This window comes from Mesorhizobium sp. M4B.F.Ca.ET.089.01.1.1 (assembly GCF_004022605.1).
GTDB classification, from domain to species: domain Bacteria; phylum Pseudomonadota; class Alphaproteobacteria; order Rhizobiales; family Rhizobiaceae; genus Mesorhizobium; species Mesorhizobium abyssinicae.
Window position 1 is genome coordinate 1 of record NZ_RZOS01001026.1, and the last position, 816, is coordinate 816.

The following is an 816-nucleotide window of genomic DNA, read 5'->3' on the forward strand; positions in this document are numbered from 1 at the left end:
CGAAAGACCCATCTCCTCGCAGGCGAAGGCCGCGTCCTCAGTGGCGATGTTGCCTGTGGCCTTGGGCACGAAGGGGCATCCACCAAGGCCGCCGAGCGAGGCATCGAAGATCCGCACCCCGGCTTCAATGCCTGCCAGCATGTTGGCCAGCCCTAGGCCCCGCGTGTCGTGCAGATGCAAAGACAGCGCGACCTCAGGGCCGATCTCCTCGGCCAGCCGTCGGCAAAGCGTGAAGACCTGGCGCGGATTGGCCAACCCCGCGGTGTCTGCGATGTTGATCTCCTGCACGCCCAACCGGGCGAAATCCCGCGCGATATCGATCACCCGCGCAGGATCGACTCGCCCTTCGAAGCCGCAGCCGAGCGCCGACTGGATACCCGCCCGCACCGTTAGGCCTTCGGCCAGCGCCCTTTCGATGACCGGTCCGATGGCCGCGCGGCCTTCGCCCACGCTGCGATTTGTGTTCTTCTGCGAATGCATCTCGGAGGCCGAAATCGAGATCGACAGATGCGTCAGCCCCACGCCAAGGGCACGATCCAGTCCTGCCGTGTTCAGCACAAGGGCTGTATAGGTCACGCCCGCCTTCCGGCTGATCCGTTCGCAAAGCGCATCGGTATTGGCCATCTGCGGCACCCATTTCGGGTGCACAAAAGAGCCGACCTGGATGCGACGGACCCCTGCTCTCTCCAGCGCCTCGACGAAACGCAGCTTTTCTTCGAGCGAGAACAGCCGCGCCTCGTTCTGCAAGCCGTCGCGGAGGAATTCGTCTTCGATCAGGATATCGCCAGAAAAAGCAAACATCAGAGCCCCAGTAAG

General features: G+C 63.4%; 1 protein-coding gene. It reads right to left on the minus strand.

The features are described 5' to 3' along the window. A partial coding sequence (locus EN780_RS35800; RefSeq protein WP_133372932.1) for a hydroxymethylglutaryl-CoA lyase occupies nucleotides 1–801 on the minus strand: 801 nt, incomplete at its 3' end. Between the last annotated feature and the right edge of the window lie 15 nt (nucleotides 802–816).